Origin of the sequence: Pseudoalteromonas sp. GutCa3 (assembly GCF_002836155.1) — a bacterium.
GTDB classification, from domain to species: Bacteria; Pseudomonadota; Gammaproteobacteria; order Enterobacterales; family Alteromonadaceae; genus Pseudoalteromonas; species Pseudoalteromonas arctica.
Genome location: NZ_PJBK01000003.1, coordinates 1 through 848, shown reverse-complemented (window position 1 = coordinate 848; position 848 = coordinate 1). Strand labels below are relative to the sequence as shown.

Genomic DNA, 848 nt, shown 5'->3' with positions numbered 1-848 from the left:
TTGATAAATGATTAGCTATCATTTATCACATCGAAGTCAGTGAGCTTGCCTGTGCGTCTAGTATTTAATACTGCTCCGTAGATAAGGCCCTGACTTTCTATTCTCAGAAACTGAATGGTATCCAAGCACACTTTTTTTAAGTAGATGCTGTATGTACAAGGGGAGTAAGTAGAGATGATGTTTATCGGCATTGATATTAGTAAAGAGAAGATTGATTTATCGTGGTTGAGAGACCAGCTTACAAACAAAATTAAAACAAAAGTCTTTAAAAACAAGCATCAAGACTTTTTAGCAATAGAAAAATGGCTTTTAAATACAACTAAAAGCGCTGCTAATGAGCTCGTTATCACCCTCGAACCAACGGGTGTTTATCATGAAGCTCTGATGTATTTTTTACACGAGCAAGGCTTTAATATTATTTTAGCGAATCCCGGTAAAGCTAAAAAGTATGCAGACGCTTTAAACATAATTCATAAAACAGACAAATCTGATGCAACGATGCTTGCTCATTACGGCTGTGCTAAGCACGCAGTCGTTAGTTATTGGCAACCTGATGCATTAGAAGTTAGAGAGCTTAAAGCCCTTATCCGTCGTTTAGATGCGCTTGAGAGTAACCGACAACGAGAAGCTAACCGATTAGAAGCAAGTGAATTCAGCAACGTTTCAGCACGTGTTTGCCAATCGATAAAAGTGACTATCGCGTTTTTAGACGATGAAATTAAACAGCTTAAATCTGACATTGATAACCACATAGATAATGAACCTGATTTAAAAAGAAACAGGAAACTACTTGAGTCTATCCCTGGCATAGGGCCCGTATTATCGAGAGAGCTGACGTATTTGTTTGC

The 848-nt window shown here is 37.9% G+C and carries 1 protein-coding gene; it reads left to right on the top strand.

Going from position 1 to position 848, the window contains the following annotated elements; genetic code table 11:
- Window positions 1-174: 174 nt before the first annotated feature.
- Window positions 175-848 (top strand): IS110 family transposase (locus CXF64_RS00015; protein ID WP_101215987.1); only part of this gene is annotated, 674 nt, incomplete at its 3' end.